Source organism: Saccharospirillum mangrovi, assembly GCF_003367315.1.
Taxonomy (GTDB): Bacteria; Pseudomonadota; Gammaproteobacteria; order Pseudomonadales; family Natronospirillaceae; genus Saccharospirillum; species Saccharospirillum mangrovi.
Window position 1 is genome coordinate 2,637,339 of record NZ_CP031415.1, and the last position, 17,282, is coordinate 2,654,620.

Sequence of the window (17,282 nt, forward strand, 5' to 3'; positions counted from 1 at the left end):
GTGAAAACACCCTTCTTACAGCCCAATCCAGCGGCCTTCGACGTGCGATTGTTCAATGGCATCAATCACCCGGTTCACCTCGTAAGCGGCGCGGAAATCCGGCCACAGCGGCCGCTGGCCGGCAATGCCTTCCACCAGATCACGCACCTCAATGGCCTTTTGATCGTTGTAGCCAATGCCGTGGCCGGGGCCGACGCAGAAATGGGCGTAATCCGGGTGTTCCGGCCCGATCAACAGGGTGCGAAACCCGGCCCGGTTGGACGCATCGCTGGCGGTAAAGAGTTGCAATTCGCTGAGTCGTTCCTGATCGAACACCAGGCTGCCTTTGCTGCCGGTCACTTCGAAGGTCAGCCCCATCTTGCGGCCCCAGGCAATGCGACTGGTTTCCAGCGTGCCCTGAGCGCCGTTGGCAAAACGCACCAGACAATGCGCCTGATCTTCGTTTTCCACCTCGGCAAACTGCCCCGGCTGACCGGCCACCGGGCGCTGCTTGATAACGGTGCGCAAATCGCCGCACACCTCGGTGATATCGCCGACTAAAAAGTGCGCCATATTAATGATGTGCGAGCCCATATCGCCGAGCGTGCCGCTGCCGGAATAGTCGCGTCGCAGCCGCCAGCTGTGCGGCTGGTTCGGGTCGGCCAGATAGTCTTCGTTATGGGTGCCGCGAAAATGCACCACCTCGCCGATCTCGCCCGAGGCGATGATTTCACGCGCCAGTTGCGCCGCCGGGTTCTTGGCGTAATTGAAACCGACCAGGGTTTTCACGCCGGCCGCTTCTGCCGCCTCGGTCATCTGCAACGCATCGGGCGCGTTCAATGCCAGCGGCTTTTCCGAATAAACGTGCTTGCCGGCGGCAATGGCGGCCAGCGCCATTTCCTTGTGCAGATAATTGGGCGAACAGATATCGACTACATCGACCTCAGGGTCGCGCACCAGCGCCTGCCAATCGTCGGTGGCGCGGGCAAAGCCGAACTCTTTGGCCTTGGCTTGGGCCAGTGGCAGATTCACTTCGGCCAGCAGCGACAACTGCAAACAGTCGCCCAGGCCAAACACCGCTGGCGCGCTGTGATAGGCAATGGCGTGTGCCTTGCCCATATAGCCGGTGCCGATCAGTCCGATACGCAGGGGTCGCGACGTTGTGAAATGGCTCATACAGTGGCCGCCCCTGCCTGATCGGCCCGGGCGAACTCGTTCAGTTCCGCTTCGAGTTCGTCCAGTTCCGCGCCACCGGCCATCATTTCCAGCACGTCTTCGCGCGAGACTTCCGATTTCAAATAAGTGCCCAAACTGCGACCGCGGTTGAGCAAGGTGAAACGGTCGGCAATGGGATAGGCGTGGTGCAGGTTGTGGGTGATCAGGATCACCGCCAGGCCCCGGGCCCGGGCGCGCGCCACCACCTTCAATACATTGGCGCATTGCTTGACGCCCAGCGCCGCCGTCGGTTCGTCGAGAATCAACACCCGAGCGCCAAAATGAATGGCGCGGGCAATGGCCAGACACTGGCGTTCACCGCCCGACAGTGTGCCGACCGCCTGTTCCGGGTCGCGCACCGCTATGCCCATTTCCGCCAAACCTTGCTGGGCAATCTGGTTGGCACGCGCCAGATCGAACCGTTTGAACGGCCCCCGGCCCTTGGTGATTTCTCGGCCCATAAAGAAGTTACGGGTGACGCTCATCAGCGGCACCAACGCCAGATCCTGATAGACAGTGGCAATACCGTGATCCAAAGCATCACGCGGCGAATTGAACGACACCGGCTTGCCGTCAAAACGATAAGTACCGGCACTGGGCGTATGCACGCCGGCCAGGGTTTTGATCAGCGTCGATTTACCAGCGCCGTTGTCGCCGAGCAGGCAGTGCACTTCGCCGAGTTTGACCTGCATGTTGATGTCTTTCAGCGCGATGACGCTGCCGAAATAACGACTGACATTGGTCAGTTCGAGAATAAATTCAGCCATGGTGGAAGCCTCCTTCAGTGCGCTTCGGTGACACGTTTGCGGATGTAGTTGTTGAACAGCACCGCCACCAACAACATCGTGCCGAGGAAGACCCGGAACCAATCGGAATTAAAGCCGGCGAAGTTGATGCCCATCTGCACCACACCGAAAATCAGCGCGCCGAAGCAAGCGCCCACCACCGAGCCGTAACCGCCGGTCAACAAAGCGCCGCCGATCACCGCCGCAATAATGGCCTCGAATTCTTTCAGCAAGCCCCGGTCAGCCGCCGCCGAGCCAAATTCCAACACCTGGCAGGCGGCCAGCACGGTGGCGCTGAAGGCGGTGAACATAAACAGACTGATCTTGACCGCATCGGTCGGCACGCCGACGTTCTTGGCGGCCTTGGCATCGCCGCCGGTGGCGAAAATCCAGTTGCCGTATTTGGTGCGCATCAGCAACCAGCTGCACACCACCGCCAGCAAGAACCACCAGACGATAACCATGGGAATGCCAGACACCAGCGGGTCGCCATTGGGGTAAGTGCCAATCCAGCCGAGCCGGGCCAGACCCTCAAACAACCAGCCGCCAATCTCGCCGCCAAAGGCCGACGCCAGCCAATCGCCTTCGGCCTCGACATCGACGCCGCCAATAATGGTTCGGTTGGTGAACAGGATGGATAAGGCAATGGTCAGGCCGCGCAAAATAAACAGAAACGCCAGTGACACTATGAACGACGGCAAACCGGTCTTAACCACGATAAAACCATTGGTAAAGCCAATCGCCAGCGCGCAGGAAAAGGCAAACATCAGCGCCAGCCACACCGGCCAGCCCCAATAGACGCTGGGAATGGCGATCATCATGCCGGCAAAGCCGATCATCGAACCGATCGACAGATCGAACTCACCGCCGATCATCAGCAGGCAAGCGGCGATGCCGATGATGCCCAACTGAGCTGAAACCGTGGTCCAGTTCAGCACGCCGTCGGCGGCAAACATGCCTGAATCGCCAGCGACGATGATGAAGAAGGCGAACACCAGAATGGCGCCGGAAATGGAGCCCAGCTCGGGTCGGCTGAGCAGATGTTTAAAACGGGAAACCCGGCGCAGACGTTCGTCAGAGACCTGACTGCTGGCCGATTGGGGCAACCTTTCGGAGGAATGAGTCGCCGACATAAACCTGACCTCGCTTTGTTATTTTTGTTAAGCGGTGGCTGCGCCTGGCGGTGCAGAGTGGACCCACAATAGAATGAATTTTCCAAAAGTCAAACAGTTGGAATCATCGTTTTAAAAAGTTCAGTGGGTCGCTTGACAAGGTTGAACACCCGGTTCATGGTGCATTTGGAATTTTTGTTCCATATAGAAAAAAACAAGAACAATAATTTCATAACAGGCTCAGCCTCCCCGGCCGAGTCGCTTGGAACTGACCCGCTAGGAGAACCCTCAATGAAAGCAACAATAAAAACGCTCGGGACTCTGATGGCCGCCAGCTTGATGGCAATGACCACCGCCTTAGTACCCATCCAGGCCAGCGCCGCCGATCAGGAACGCTTTGTACTGATCAGCCACGCACCGGATTCCGATTCTTGGTGGAACACCATCAAGAACGCCATTCGCGAAGCCGGCGATGCGGTGAACGCAGACGTTCAATACCGCAACCCAACCAACGGTGACCTGGCCGATATGGCGCGCATTGTTGAACAAACCGTAGCCTCCAACCCCGATGGCATCATCGTCAGCATCGCCGATTTCGACGTGCTCAAAGGCCCGATTCAGGACGCCGTGCGGCGCGGCATTCCGGTCATCACCATCAACTCAGGTACTCAGGAACAAAGCGAAGCGCTGGGTGCTCTGTTGCATGTCGGCCAGCCGGAATACGACGCCGGTTACGGTGCCGGACAACGCGCCAAGGCCGCCGGTGTCAGCCACTTCCTGTGTGTGAACCACTACATCACCAACCCGGCCTCGGTGGAACGTTGCCAGGGCTTTGCTGATGCGTTGGGCGTTGATCTGTCCGGCAACATGCTCGACGCCGGTTCCGATCCGTCTGAAGTGGAACGTCGGGTCGAGGCTTATATGCGCCAGAACCCCAATGTCGATGGCATTCTGACGTTGGGCCCAAGCTCGGCGCATCCGACCCTGCGCTATCTGGAACGCAGCCGTAAGGCGGGCAATATCTTCTTCGCCACCTTCGATTTGAGCGACCAGATTGCTGCGGCGATCAAAGACGGCCACATCAATTTCGCCATCGACCAGCAGCCCTATTTGCAGGGTTATATGCCGGTCATCATGCTGTCGCTGTACCATCGCTACGGCTTGATTCCGGCCAACCACATGAACTCCGGCCCCGGTTTCATTACCGCCGATAACATTGCTCAGGTGGAAGCGCTGGCCGGCGAAGTACGCTGACCTTGTTCGGGGCCGGGCGCGATGCCTGGCCCCAACGCTTGCGTTGCAATTTTGGAAAATTCATTCCATTTTTATCGCCCTATTCCTCACCGAGACAACGGCATGACCACCGAACTGACGCCACCGGCCAGCCTCACCGACCTGCAAAAAGCCATCGAAGAGCGTTACGAATCGCTCAGCAAACGCTTGCGGCAAGTCGCGCAATATGTGGTGGACCACCCCAGTAATCTGGCGTTCGGTACGGTTCAGGTCATCGCTGCGGAAGCGCGGGTACACCCATCGACGCTGGTGCGTTTTGCCAACGCGTTCGGCTACAGCGGCTTCAGTGAAATGCAACGTCTGTTTCAGCAAAAGCTGTTGCAGGAATCACCGAGCTACACCGAACGCATCCGCATCGCCCGCGAATCTTTGGGCGACCCCGGTTCGCAATCGCCGCATCAGTTGCTCGGTGAATTCATTCAGGCCGACAGCCTGACGCTGCAAAGCCTGGATCAGCACATTCAACCGGACGATCTGGACAACGCCATCGACATTCTGGCGAAGGCGGAATCGGTACACATCGTCGGCACCCGCCGCTCCTTTGTACCGGCCACCTACTTCGCCTACGCGCTGCGCCATATCGACCGGCGCGCGCATCTGCTCGACAACGTCGGCGGCATGTATCAGGAGCAGGCCGGCACCATCGGCCGCCAGGATGCGGTGCTGGCGATCAGTTTCCGGCCTTACGCCAAAGAGACCGACAACAGCGTGCGCATCGCGCTGGAACGACAGGTGCCGGTCATCGTTATTACCGACAGCGTACTCAGCCCACTGGCCAGCCTTGGCACCGTGGTCTTTGTATTGCCAGATTCAGAAGTACACGGTTTTCGCTCGTTAACCCCGGCGCTTTGCCTGGCGCAATCTCTGGCCATCGGCTTGGCGTACCGACTGGATAAAAACCGATCCATGGCGGAAAACCCGGCCTAGGATCGCTCGAACGCACAGGAACGATCATGATCAATGTTTGTCTTTTTGGTGCCGGTCGCATCGGTGCCATTCATGCCGCCAACGTCGCCAGCCACCCCAACGCTCAATTGCGTTACGTGGTCGATGTCTTTGCCGATTCGGCGAATAAACTGGCCGCACAATACGGCGCCGAAGTGGTGTCGGTCGAACACGCCCTGGCCGACCCCGAGGTACAGGCCGTTATCATCGCCAGTTCCACCGACACCCACGCCCGCTTGATCGAACAAAGCGCCACCGCTGGCAAAGCGATTTTCTGTGAAAAACCCATCGACCTGGACCTGGAACGCACCCGCCAATGCCTGGCGACCATTGAACGCACTGGCGTTACCTGTCTGGTCGGGTTCAACCGTCGCTACGATCCGCAGTTCAATGAACTGAAAGCGCAACTCGACGCCGGTGCCATCGGCGCGGTGGAAATGGTGACCATCACCAGCCGCGATCCATCACCGCCGCCAGCGCAGTATGTGCAATCGTCCGGCGGCCTGTTCCGCGACATGATGATTCACGATCTGGACATGGCCTGCTGGCTGCTCGGCGAAGCACCGGTGGAAGTCTTTGCCACCGCCAGTTGTTTAATCGATCCAGCCATCGGCGCGGCCGGCGATGTCGATACCGCCCTGGTCACGCTGAAAACCGCCAGCGGCAAACTGTGTCAGATCAGCAACAGCCGGCGCGCGGCCTACGGCTACGATCAACGCATCGAAGTGCTCGGTGCCAAAGGCATGCTGCAAGCCAACAACCAGCTCGAATCAACGCTGGTGACAACCACCAATCAAGGCTCGACCAGCGCCAAACCCGAATATTTCTTTTTGCAGCGCTACGCCGATGCCTACCGTCGCGAACTGGCGCACTTTATCGCTGTGCTCGACGGCAAGGAGACGCTGCTGACCACCGCCGTCGATGGTTTGAATGCACTGACACTGGCCGACGCCGCCGTCGCTTCTGTACAAAGCGGCCGCGCCGTGGCCGTCTGACCGAAGGAGGTTCGCCATGTCCACCCTGCTTTCCAAAGCCAGCGCACCCAATGCGCTCGGACGCATTCAACACATCACCCCGGCGTCGGCGCAATGGCATTACGTCGGCTTTGAAGTTTACGAACTCAAGGCCGGTGAATCGCTCGAAGGGCTGACCGAAAACACCGAAGTGTGTCTGGTATTGCTGCGCGGCCGCGCCGATGTTTACAGCGATGAACAACAGTGGAACGACATCGGCGAACGCGATTCGCTGTTCGATCAGCAACCGCCCTATGCGGTTTATTTACCGCCGGGCCGTGGCTATCAGGTGCGCGCCCAAACCGATCTGGAACTGGCGCTGTGCCGGGCACCGGCCGAAGGCAAATACCCGGCGCGACTGATCCGCCCGGACGAGTTGCACTACATCACCCGCGGCAGCGGCACCAACGAACGGCGCGTGTGCAACATTCTGTTCGACGACATCCCGGCCGAGCGTCTGCTGGTGGTCGAGGTGATCACCCCGAACGGTCACTGGTCGAGCTACCCGCCGCACAAACACGACACCGACGCCAAACCACGCGAAACTCAATTGGAAGAAACCTATTACCACCGACTGAATCCGGACCAGGGTTTCGCCTTCCAGCGCGTCTACACCGACGACCGCAGCCTGGATGAAACCCTGACGGTCGAGAACAAAGATGTGGTCATGGTGCCGCGCGGCTACCACCCGGTCGGCGCACCACACGGCTACGATCTGTATTACCTCAACACCATGGCCGGCCCGGAACGCACCTGGATTTTCAACAACGATCCGGCGCATGAATGGATGTTGCAGCGCGGTTGAACAACCGCGCAGGCCGTTTTCGGTTGGGTGAGCCAGACGGGTCGCTGTGCTAAGGTTTGCAAAAATCAGAACGACCCATCCCTATGGATTTCCTGCTGCTGTGCGTTGCCTTTGTTTGTGGCCTGACGGTTAAATCGCTCGGGCTGCCGCCGCTGGTCGGTTATTTGCTGGCCGGTTTTGCGCTGCATTTTCTCGGCGTCCAGCCCAGTGCAGGCCTCGATACGCTGGCCGATTTGGGCATCACCCTGATGCTGTTCACCATCGGTTTAAAACTGAAAGTTGGCGATTTACTCAAGCGCGAAGTCTGGACCAGCACGCTGGGCGAACTCGGTTTTTGGTGTGTGGTCTGCGTTGGATTTTTACTGACGCTGGCAAGCATCGGCCTACCTTATTTTGCGGATGTGTCGCTCAACACCGCCGCGTTACTCGCCTTCGCTTTTGGTTTCAGCAGCACGGTTTGCATCGTCAAATTACTCGAAGACAGCGGCGAAATGCGCACTCGTCACGGCCGTCTTGCCATCGGCGTGTTGGTGATGCAAGACATTGTTGCCGTGCTGTTTCTGGTATTCGCCACCGGAAAAATCCCGTCGGTCTGGGCCATCGCTTTGTTGGCGTTGCCATTGTTGCGGCCGATGTTAAATCGCCTGCTTGATGCTGCCGGTCACGGCGAACTGCTGCCATTAACCGGGTTTTTCCTCGCGCTCGGCGGCTATGAATTATTCAGTCTGGTGGGCGTAAAAGGCGACCTCGGCGCACTCATCGCCGGCATGTTATTAAGCCGCAGCAGCAAGGCCGCTGAATTATCGAAAGCCTTGCTCGGCTTTAAAGATTTATTCCTGATCGGCTTCTTTTTATCGATTGGATTTACCGCCCTGCCAACGCTCGGCATGGTTGGCATCGCGCTCGGTTTAACGCTGCTGTTGCCAATAAAATTCCTGCTGTTTTACGGCCTGCTGCTGGCGATGCGGCTGCGCGGTCGCACCGCCTGGCTGAGTGCTTTGGCGCTGGCAAATTACAGCGAGTTTGGTTTGATCGTGGCCGACCTGGCGGTCGATCTGGATTGGCTGTCCGGCGAATGGCTGGTGATTCTGGCGTTAACGGTCACCTTCTCGTTCATCGTCACCAGCCTGTTGTATGCCCGCGCACACAGCCTTTATTCACACAACAAAACCTGGCTGACGCGTTTTGAGCGCCGCGAACGCCTGCCTGAAGACGTGCTGACGCAACCCAAGGATGCCCAAATTCTGGTGGTCGGTATGGGCCGTGTTGGCATGGGCGCTTACCGGGCGTTGCATCAATTAATGGGTCGCGGTGTCTGGGGGATGGACGCCGATTCCAGCCGCATTCACCGCTTGCAGGGCGAAGGTTTGGCCGCCTTTGTCGGCGATGGCGAAGACGCCGATCTGTGGGAACATCTGGATTTATCGTCGGTGCAATTGATTCTGCTGGCGCTACCGACCATCGACGACAGCCGCCACGTTACCAACCAATTGAAGCGCGCCAACTTCAAAGGCCAGTTGGCCGCCATCGCGCGTTACGAAGACGAACGCCAACTACTGATCGACGCCGGCATCGACAAGGTGTTCAACTTCTACACCGAAGCCGGTACCGGCTTTGCAGAGGAAAGTCTGGCGATGATCGGTCAACGCCCGGAGGCGGCCGGTCAGTGAATCGGGGTATCCAGAAAATCCATACCGACCATCTGCACGCCCTCTAAAACCGCTTCCACGGCTTGACGCGCTTCTTCCAAACCCAGGGTGGCGTTATCGCCTTCGCCACTGAAATGCGCCGTGAATTCACGCACCGCACCGCGTGCTGGTTCCAGCGTCAGCGCCACCGATGCCAACTGCGCTTGCAGCGCGGGAATGGTCTGCTCCTCGCCCTCGGGCAAGGCAAAGGTCAATGAAAAATAGAATCGCATTGGCCGATTTCCGTCTTAAATCCAGCCGGCAGCATAACCGCTCAATGACGACGGTTCGACCCTTGATCAGCGCATTTTGAATGCCTGACCCATTCCAGAGTGCGTGCTAAACTGCCGCCCTTGTTGACCTCTTGAGCCAATTTTCATAAGGAATCCCCTCCATGCCGACTTATCGCCCGACCGAAGAAGTCGTTATCAGTGGCGCCGGTTTGTGGACCCCTGAACACGTTTTGACCAACGAAGAATTGGTCGAGGTGTTGAATCGTTACGCAAACGACTACAACCAGCAGCACCAGGCGGAAATCGACGCCGGTGAACTCGCACCCGTGGCAACGTCCGACGCGGCTTTTATCGAAAAAGCCAGCGGCATCCGCCAGCGCTTTGTGTTTGAAAAAGACGGCATTCTGGAACCCGATCGCATGCGTCCGCGCCTGGCCGAACGTGGCGATGACGAACTCAGCCACCAGGCGGAAATGGCATTGCACGCGGCACGCAAAGCCATGGCCGCCGCCGGGCGCGATGGCTCGCAAATCGACGCCGTTATCGTCAGTTGTGCCTACACCGCCCGCGCCTACCCGGCCATTGCCATCGAAGTGCAGAACGCGCTGGGCATCGAAGGGTTTGGGTTCGATATGCTGGTGGCCTGCTCCGCCGCCACCTTCGCGCTGCACCGCGCCAATGAAATGATTCGCGCCGGCACCGCCGGTGCTGTGCTGGTCATCAACCCGGAACTCACTTCGCCACAAGTGAATTACCGCGACCGCGACAGCCACTTTATTTTCGGCGACGTCGCCACCGCCATGGTCGTGGAGCGCGGCGACCAGGCCGAAGGCGAGCACGTCTACGACATTCTCGGCACCCAGGCCAAAACCGTTTTCTCCAACAACATTCGCTCCAACTTCGGTTACATCTCGCACGCCTACGAGAGCGACCCGTTCGGCCCGGACAAACTGTTTCATCAGGAAGGCCGCAAGGTATTCAAGGAAGTCTGCCCGATGGCCGCCGACCATCTGGAACAGCAAGTCGCGCAAGTCGGCGTTGCCGTGCCAGACGTCAAACGCTGGTGGCTGCACCAGGCCAACATCAATATGAACCAGTTAATCACCAAGCGATTGCTGGGCGAAGTTGCCAGCAACGACGTCGCGCCCATCGTGCTCGACCGCTACGCCAACACCGCCTCGGCGGGTTCTATCATCGCGTTCAATCTGCACCACGAAGATTTGCGCAGTGGCGATGTTGGGGTGATTTGTTCGTTTGGGGCGGGGTATTCGATTGGCAGTTTGGTGTTGAAAAAACGCTGAACGCACGCCGGGCTGACGGGGGCTGCTGATGAAACAACGCCTTATGTGGATGGGTGAGATAGACACAAGCCGACTGCTTAATTAGGACCTGTTGTCCCGGCACTGAGTCCGGCCCGTTACCTCAAATTAAACCCTGTCATCCCGGCCCCGACTGCGGCCCCGTTACCTCAAATTAAACCCTGTCATCCCGGTACTGAGTCCGGCCCCGTAACCTCAAATTAAACCCCGTCATCCCGGCCTTGAGCCGGGATCTCTAGTGGGACAACTAAACCAACGATGGGCAGTAAACGGTTTGTTGATTGCCAATCGCCTAACTCGGTTTCCCAGGGGAGATCCCGGCTCAAGGCCGGGATGACAGGGTTTGTTTCGGGGTATGTTCCGAGGTTAGTTCGGAGGTGCCTGCGCCTTAACGCTGAACCCTCTCAGGGAGCCACGGCCGTTAGCGGAACGTGGCGGCCCAACTGCCAGTCGCGGCCGTTGACGGATCGCCAGACTTCATTTGACAGGCCACTGAGTGTATTGCCGCCCAGCAACCAGAGCCGGTCACCAGTGCCATCGTCGAACCGGACCACCTGGTGGTCAATGATCGGAGGAAAGTCTGCGGCCTCGGTTTCCTGGTCCCAGGTTTTGCCGTCGGCCGACGACCACACATCATTGCCGTAGCCACCCACAAGCCACAGTCGTTCTGCGCCGCGCCCATCGTCAAACACCACCACCTGATGGCTGGAACGGATGGGGAAGTCTGCCGCCCCGGTAACCTGCACCCAGTCTTTGCCATCCGCCGATGACCAAACGTCGTTGTGATCGCCACCGTCAAATCCACCGATTAACCACAGTTGCTCGCCGGCGCCCTGGCCATCGTCAAACACCACCACCTGGGCGTCGGTGCGTGCCGGCAGCGGGCTGTCGTCGTCCGTTTCCAATGTCCAGTCGCGGCCGTCGGCCGATGACCAGACGTCCCCGTACGTTTCATCATAATCCTCACCACCTATCACCCACAGCCGCGGGCCTCGCTGGCCATCGTCAAACACCACCAACTGGTGGCCGGCACGGCCTGGAAAAGACTGGCTGACGGGTTCAGCATCCCAGTTCACGCCATCTTCGGATGACCAGACATCGTTTAGATAGACACCCAAAATCCCGTCGCCACCAGCTCCCCCAACCAGCCACAACCGCGTACCCCGGCCATCGTCAAAGGCCACCACCTGGTGGTCTTGGCGTTTAGAGAACGGATTATTGGTTATTGCCTGAACCCAGGTCAGGCCATCGGTTGACGACCAAACGTTATTCAGGTTATCGACAGAATACCCGCCCATCACCCACAGCCGCTCACCATCGCCAGCGTCAAAGGGTATGGCCTGGTGCAACATCCGCGCAGTAAAGCGTTGCGCACCAGCGCCGACTTGCCACGCTTTGCCATCGCTCGACGAAACCGTGTCGACCCTGCCATCACCACCAATCACCCACAGCCGCTCGCCATCGCCGCCGTCGAATACCACCAGGTCAGCACCACTACGGGCATTCAGAGGGTCAGGGGCGGTGTCGGTTTCCAGGTGCCAGGCAACGCCATCGCTCGACGACCAGACGGTGTTGTTGAGGCTACCCTGCATTTCTATCCGCCATAGCCGCGCGCCAGTGCCATCGTCAAACACCGCCATCTGGGCGTCGACCGCACGAAGAGCCGTCGCCGCAGCTTCCTGGCGCCAGGCGCGACCATCGGCCGACGACCAGACTCCGGTGCTAGAACCACCGACAGTATCTCCGCCAACCAGCCACAACCGTTCGCCCCCGCCCGCATTGAACACCGCCACCTGATGATTCTGGCGCGGTGTAAACGGGACACCGGACAAGGTTTCCAGCGTCCAGGTAACGCCGTCGGGTGACGACCAGACTTCTTTCAGTAACGTGTTCTGCGCATCGGCACCGCCAAGCAACCACAGCCGTGTGTTAAACGCCACGACAGAAAAGCCCCACCGCGCGGAAAAGCCGGGCGCATCGGTTTCGCGCTGCCAATGGCGGCCGTCGGGCGACGACCAGACTTCGTTTTCGAAGGTGGTTTTGTTGTACGCGCCCACCACCCAAAGCCGCTCGCCGCGCAGGCCATCGTCGAACACCACCAGCGAACCGTTGTTGCGCACACCAAAGTCGGCCTCGGCGACTTCCTCTACCCAGGCCACACCATCGCCGGATGACCAGATGTCAGTCACGAGTGCGTTTCCCCCTGGGCTACCAACCATCCACAGGCGCCCCTGGAACACCACCGTCGGCGAAAAGTCACGCGGCGAAAAATGCCGCCCGGTGAACCCGGTGGCAAACCGATTCTCCCCCTGGCGCAGGTGGAAATAACCCGCCTGGCTGAGCGTCAGCGCCGGGCTGTTGAAGGTGTCGGCATCGGCTACGGCTAACTGGGTGAGGGCATGCTCGCAGGCTGGAATCAGGTCTTCGTCTTGGGCGCAGGTTAGATCGCTGGTGCCAAAAAAATCGGCACCGGATAAATCGTCCGACAGCCACACTTTGAGCTCCGACGACGCCGGCCCGACCCAAGCCCCCAGGCTGGCCTCGGTTTTTGGCGCGGGCGGTTTGGGATTGGTGTCCGGCGGGTTCTGAATCGGACCCGGATCTGTGGAAGGTTCAGGGCCGGTGCAGGCGGCAAGCAAGACCACCAGCCCCAGGCTCAGCCATACGGCCATGGCACGGGAAACACATCGTTGTTGCATGAGGATCGTCCTTTTTCATCACGTTGAAGGAGCGATCAATTCTCAAGGCATGCCGCAGTAGTTAGCGTTTTAACAATCGTTTTATTTTTATGAAATCGTTTAAAAAACGACGAATTTTTTTGTGGATAGCGTTGTAACGCATCAGGGCGCCCAATGGCGCCCTGATTTTTTGCTGAAAAATTGAACGGCCGGACGGTGCGTCCGGCGCTCATTAATACAGCAGCGTAAACAATTTGCGTTGGTAACGCGCCGCCAGCGGGTCGCCTTTCGGTAAACCGTTGAGGATGTCGAGGTAGGTTTTGCGGGCGCCGCCGTCACGGAAATTCTTGTCGCGCGTCAGTACACCAAAGAGGGTTTCCAGTGCTTCTTCGCTGCGTCCGGCCTGGCTGTATTGCACTGATAATTCATAGGCCAGTTCCAGATCGTTCGGGCTTTGTTCCAGGCGTTGTTGCAGTTCCTGAATTTCCGGCGTTTCTGCCGCTTCGGCCAGCAGTTTTAAACGCGAGCGCAGTTCTTTGTAGTGCGGTTCGGTCTGCTGCTGCATGGTCATGGCGTTGAGAATGGCTTCGGCGTCGCTGGCGCGTTTCAGGTCGATGTAGACGCTGGCGAGGAAGAAGGCGATTTCGGTGTCTTCGCCGCTTAGGCGATAGGCTTCCTGCACCAGCGGTAAGGCGTCGGCCGGGTTGCCGGCGGCCTGGAATTCGGCGGCCTGTTGCAGCAGGTCATCCCAGGGGCTGGGCAGATAACGTTCCAGCCGCTGACGAATGGCCGATTCCGGTTCGGCACCCATAAAGGCATCGACCGGCTGGCCGTTCTGAATAAAGGCCACCGTCGGCAGGCTGCGCACACCGAATTGGGCGACGATGTTGGGTTGCTCGTCGGCGTTCACTTTGGCGAGCAATAACTGGTTGGGGTATTCCGCGGCCAGTTTTTCCAGAATCGGCATCAGCGCTTTGCAGGGCGCGCACCAGTCGGCCCAGAAATCCATGATCACCAGGCGCTGTTGGGATTCCTGCACCATGACTTGCTGAAAATTCTGTTCGGTCACGGTGATGACGTTGCTGGCTTGTTGGCTCATGGCTGCCTCGATAATCGTTGAATTGCCCTCTTAATAGGGGCGAAACGGCGTCATAACAACGTCCACAAATCAGCCTGCGACGATGGCTGTCAACGCCGTGTCAGTTGCCATGACAGCGCCAGGGTAGACCGCTACAATCGGCGCTTTCGTCAGTTCAGCCAGGAGCAGAGTATGAATCGAGGCGTTCGAGTGGCCATTGCGGTCGGTGTAGTCGCCGCGCTGGCCGGTGTCGGCCTCTGGTACAGTCAGGTTTTCGCGCAGCGGAACCCGTCTAACATTGTCGTCAGCGATTTTGAAAGCCGTCACTTCGACGCCTATCGGCTGAGCAATGGCATGAAGGTGTTGCTGGTGTCGGATGCCGACAGCGAACAGGCTGCCGCTGCGTTGAACGTGACTGTCGGTTCCTGGAGCAACCCGCCCGAAGTGCCGGGCCTGGCACACCTGCTGGAGCACGTGCTGTTTCTGGGCACGGAAAAATACCCTGAAGTCGATAGTTACCATCGCTTCATTGAACAGGGCGGCGGCACCAACAACGCCTACACCGCCGACGAAAACACTCTCTATTTTTTCGACATCGACGCCGACCAACTGGAACCGGCGCTGGATCGCTTCGCGCAATTTTTCATCGCGCCGCTGTTCGATGCCGACTTTATCGAGCGCGAAATTCAGGCGGTGCATTCGGAATTCACCGCCAGCCTGCAAAACGACAGCCGCCGTCGCGAAGATGTGCTGAGCGAGCTGTATTTGCGCGACCACCCGGCGTCGCGGCTGGCAATTGGCAACGACGACACCCTGGATGTGCCCGACCTGCGCGACCAACTGATGCGTTTTTATCGCCAGCATTATGTCGCCGGCCGCATGGCGCTGACGGTGTATGGCCCGCAAGACATCGACACTCTGAAAGCCTGGGTCGATGCCCGATTCGGCGGCGTGCGCTCGGTGGATTCCGATGCCCCGGTGTTCGATCAGCCCTATTTCGAAGACGCCGACCTGCCGTTTCTGGTGGAAATTCAGCCGCGCCGTGAAAGCCGACTGCTGCAATTGCGGTTCCCGGTGCCGGGCAATGAAGATGAACTCGACACCAAGCCGGACGACTTCATCGCCTATCTGCTCGGCCAGGAAACCAAAGGTAGCCTGATCTCCGAACTCAAGGCGCGCGGCTGGGCCGAAGCCTTGAGTGCCCGGCCTGGCAACACCACCGCCAGCCAACATCAGTTCAGCCTGACGGTGCAACTGACCGAAACCGGCCTGGAAAATTGGGAAGCCGTGGCGGGCCTGGCGTTCGAGTATCTGCAATTAATCGGCGAGCAAGGCCTGGAAGAATGGCGCTACGACGAACTGGCCGACATCCAGCGGATCAACTTTGAATTCGCCGAACACGTCAGCCCGGCCGCTACGGTTCAGAGCCTGGCCGAGCGGCTGTCGATCTACCCGCCCAAAGAAGCCTTGCGCGGCCCTTACCGTTTTAACGATTTCGACGACGATACGCTGCGCGAGTGGTTGGGTTACCTGAAACCCGACAACGCTCTGGTTGTGCTGATGCACCCGGACGCCCCCGCCAAAGTTCGCAGCCGCTGGTACAACACGCCGTACAGCCTGACGCCGCTGGCCGGCAATACCCTAGCGGCCTGGCGCAACCCGCAAACCGTTGCGACGCTGAAACTGCCGGACGCCAATCCGTTTGTGCCGACCAACCTGGATGTGCTGCCGCTGACCGCGCCGACCAGCAGCCTGTATCGCAACCAGCCGCAGGTGATTCGCAACGCACCGGGTTATGAACTTTGGTTCGAACAGGACGATGAATTCCGCACGCCGAAACTGGACGTATCGTTGTTGATCGAAACACCGGACGCCCGCGCCACCGCGCGCGACCGTGTGATGACGCAGCTGTATCTGGATCTGGTTGACGATTCACTCAGCGAATTCCGCTACGCCGCCGGCCTTGCCGGTTCGGGTTACGGCCTGTCCACCAACGAGCGCGGCATGCACCTGCGGCTCTATGGTTTCAGCCAACCGCTGCCGACGCTGTTCGATACCTTGCTGGTGGAACTGGCCGAACACAGCATCGACCCGGATCGCTTTGAGCGCTTAAAAGCCGATCTCGCCCGACGGTTGCGCAACACCGATGAAGACCCGGTGGTGAACCAGCTGTTCCGTCGCCTGAGCCAGTTCCTGATTCGCGATGCGCAGACGCCGGAGGCTTTGTCCAAGGCCCTGGCCGATGTAACGCCCGCCGACATCAACGCCTGGCGCGACCGCTGGTTGGCGAATCACAGGATCACGATGTTGGTACACGGCAACCTGACGCAGGAAGACGCCATCGAACTGGGCGACCGCGCCCGATTGATGTTGCCGCCCTCGGCCAGCACCGCTCCGGTTGAGCCGCAAATTGCGGCCATGGCCGGGCGCCGTTACCGCCACGAACTGTCGGTCGATCACAACGATTCCGCCTTGCTCGGCTACTACCAGGGCAGCAACAGCAGCCTGCGCGAACGCGCTTTGTATGCGCTCGCGGGGCAGATTCTGAACGCGCCCTACTTCGCCGAACTGCGCACTCAGGAACAACTGGGATATGTCGTCTTCGCCCGCGCGCACTCGGTGCACGATTGGCCCGGATTGGTGGTGTATATCCAATCGCCATCGACCGACCCGGCCTTGTTGCAGTTGTATTCAGATCGCTTTATGACGCGTTTCGCGCAGCGCCTGCGCAGCATGAGCGAAGCCGAATTCCGTGGCTTTAAACAAGGCCTGGAAACCAACCTGACCACACCGGCCGACAATTTGTACGAACTGAGCCAGCAATACTGGAGCGCCATTCTGGATGACAACCCCAACTTCAATACCGGCCAGCGTTTGGCGGGTGAAGTGGAAAACATCAGTCAGGATGGCTTCGTGCGCTTCTTTGAAACGCAGTTCCTGGCCGAAGGCAGCCGGCGCTTGATGTTGCACCAGGTGGGAGAAGGCATGGCGAGCGATTACGACGAACACGGCCAGGGCCTGGTGGGTTTCTATCCGGCCGATGGCCCGGCGGATATGCAGCGCGACGCCCGTTGGGTGACGCCGACGTTCAACAATCTGCCGCCGCGTTAAGCGGCGGCCATTCACGAATAACCGACTG

At 59.1% G+C, this 17,282-nt stretch carries 13 protein-coding genes; 7 read left to right on the forward strand and 6 right to left on the reverse strand.

All coding sequences use genetic code 11. The features are described 5' to 3' along the window. Nucleotides 1-15: 15 nt before the first annotated feature. Genes DW349_RS12625 through DW349_RS12635 form a run of 3 tightly spaced genes read right to left on the reverse strand, consistent with a single transcriptional unit; the run spans nt 16 to nt 3,112 of the window. Nucleotides 16-1,155, reverse strand: coding sequence for a Gfo/Idh/MocA family protein (locus DW349_RS12625; protein ID WP_108124978.1), 1,140 nt, complete (start codon nt 1,153-1,155; stop codon nt 16-18). Further along, the gene (locus DW349_RS12630; protein ID WP_108124977.1) at nt 1,152-1,961 is read right to left on the reverse strand and encodes an ATP-binding cassette domain-containing protein; all 810 of its coding nucleotides are present in this window, start codon (nt 1,959-1,961) and stop codon (nt 1,152-1,154) included. Before DW349_RS12630 ends, DW349_RS12625 begins: the two co-directional genes overlap by 4 nt. Nucleotides 1,962-1,975: 14 nt before the next feature. Then, nucleotides 1,976-3,112, reverse strand: coding sequence for an ABC transporter permease (locus DW349_RS12635; protein ID WP_108124976.1), 1,137 nt, complete (start codon nt 3,110-3,112; stop codon nt 1,976-1,978). A gap of 270 nt (nt 3,113-3,382) precedes the next feature. Here DW349_RS12635 and DW349_RS12640 point away from each other — a divergent pair, with 270 nt between their 5' ends. The 5 genes from DW349_RS12640 (at nt 3,383) to DW349_RS12660 (ending at nt 8,817) form a co-directional block, all read left to right on the forward strand. Beyond that, on the forward strand, nt 3,383-4,345 hold the full coding sequence (locus DW349_RS12640) for a sugar ABC transporter substrate-binding protein (protein WP_232819294.1): 963 nt from the start codon (nt 3,383-3,385) through the stop codon (nt 4,343-4,345). Nucleotides 4,346-4,447: 102 nt separating this feature from the next. After that, a complete protein-coding gene (locus DW349_RS12645) occupies nt 4,448-5,311 on the forward strand; it encodes a MurR/RpiR family transcriptional regulator (RefSeq protein ID WP_108124974.1) in 864 nt (287 codons plus the stop codon). A 26-nt stretch (nt 5,312-5,337) separates the two neighbouring features. After that, on the forward strand, nt 5,338-6,324 hold the full coding sequence (iolG, locus tag DW349_RS12650; RefSeq protein WP_108124973.1) for an inositol 2-dehydrogenase: 987 nt from the start codon (nt 5,338-5,340) through the stop codon (nt 6,322-6,324). 16 nt (nt 6,325-6,340) lie between these two features. After that, nucleotides 6,341-7,147 carry a 5-deoxy-glucuronate isomerase gene (gene iolB / locus DW349_RS12655; RefSeq protein WP_108124972.1) on the forward strand — a complete coding sequence of 269 codons (807 nt, stop codon included), beginning with the start codon at nt 6,341-6,343 and terminating at the stop codon, nt 7,145-7,147. A gap of 83 nt (nt 7,148-7,230) precedes the next feature. Next, complete coding sequence (locus tag DW349_RS12660; RefSeq protein WP_108124971.1) at nt 7,231-8,817, forward strand: cation:proton antiporter family protein; 1,587 nt, start codon at nt 7,231-7,233, stop codon at nt 8,815-8,817. On the opposite strand, the gene DW349_RS12665 is transcribed toward DW349_RS12660, so the two are convergent. Continuing rightward, entirely contained in the window at nt 8,811-9,068 is a 258-nt protein-coding gene (locus tag DW349_RS12665; RefSeq protein ID WP_108124970.1) for a hypothetical protein, read from the reverse strand. The two genes, DW349_RS12660 and DW349_RS12665, sit on opposite strands and share 7 nt — an antisense overlap. A gap of 161 nt (nt 9,069-9,229) precedes the next feature. Between DW349_RS12665 and DW349_RS12670 the strand changes: the two genes are divergently transcribed. Further along, on the forward strand, nt 9,230-10,369 hold the full coding sequence (locus DW349_RS12670; protein WP_108124969.1) for a beta-ketoacyl-ACP synthase III: 1,140 nt from the start codon (nt 9,230-9,232) through the stop codon (nt 10,367-10,369). Between the two features lie 422 nt (nt 10,370-10,791). Here the strand turns inward: DW349_RS12670 and DW349_RS12675 are convergent, their stop codons facing one another. Together DW349_RS12675 and trxA are read right to left on the reverse strand one after the other, a co-directional pair. Further along, nucleotides 10,792-13,086, reverse strand: coding sequence for a Kelch repeat-containing protein (locus tag DW349_RS12675; RefSeq protein WP_157954304.1), 2,295 nt, complete (start codon nt 13,084-13,086; stop codon nt 10,792-10,794). A gap of 211 nt (nt 13,087-13,297) precedes the next feature. Then, a complete protein-coding gene (gene trxA / locus DW349_RS12680) occupies nt 13,298-14,164 on the reverse strand; it encodes a thioredoxin (RefSeq protein ID WP_108124967.1) in 867 nt (288 codons plus the stop codon). Between the two features lie 171 nt (nt 14,165-14,335). Between trxA and DW349_RS12685 the strand changes: the two genes are divergently transcribed. Continuing rightward, the gene (locus DW349_RS12685) at nt 14,336-17,254 is read left to right on the forward strand and encodes an insulinase family protein (protein ID WP_108124966.1); all 2,919 of its coding nucleotides are present in this window, start codon (nt 14,336-14,338) and stop codon (nt 17,252-17,254) included. The last annotated feature ends 28 nt before the right edge of the window (nt 17,255-17,282 follow it).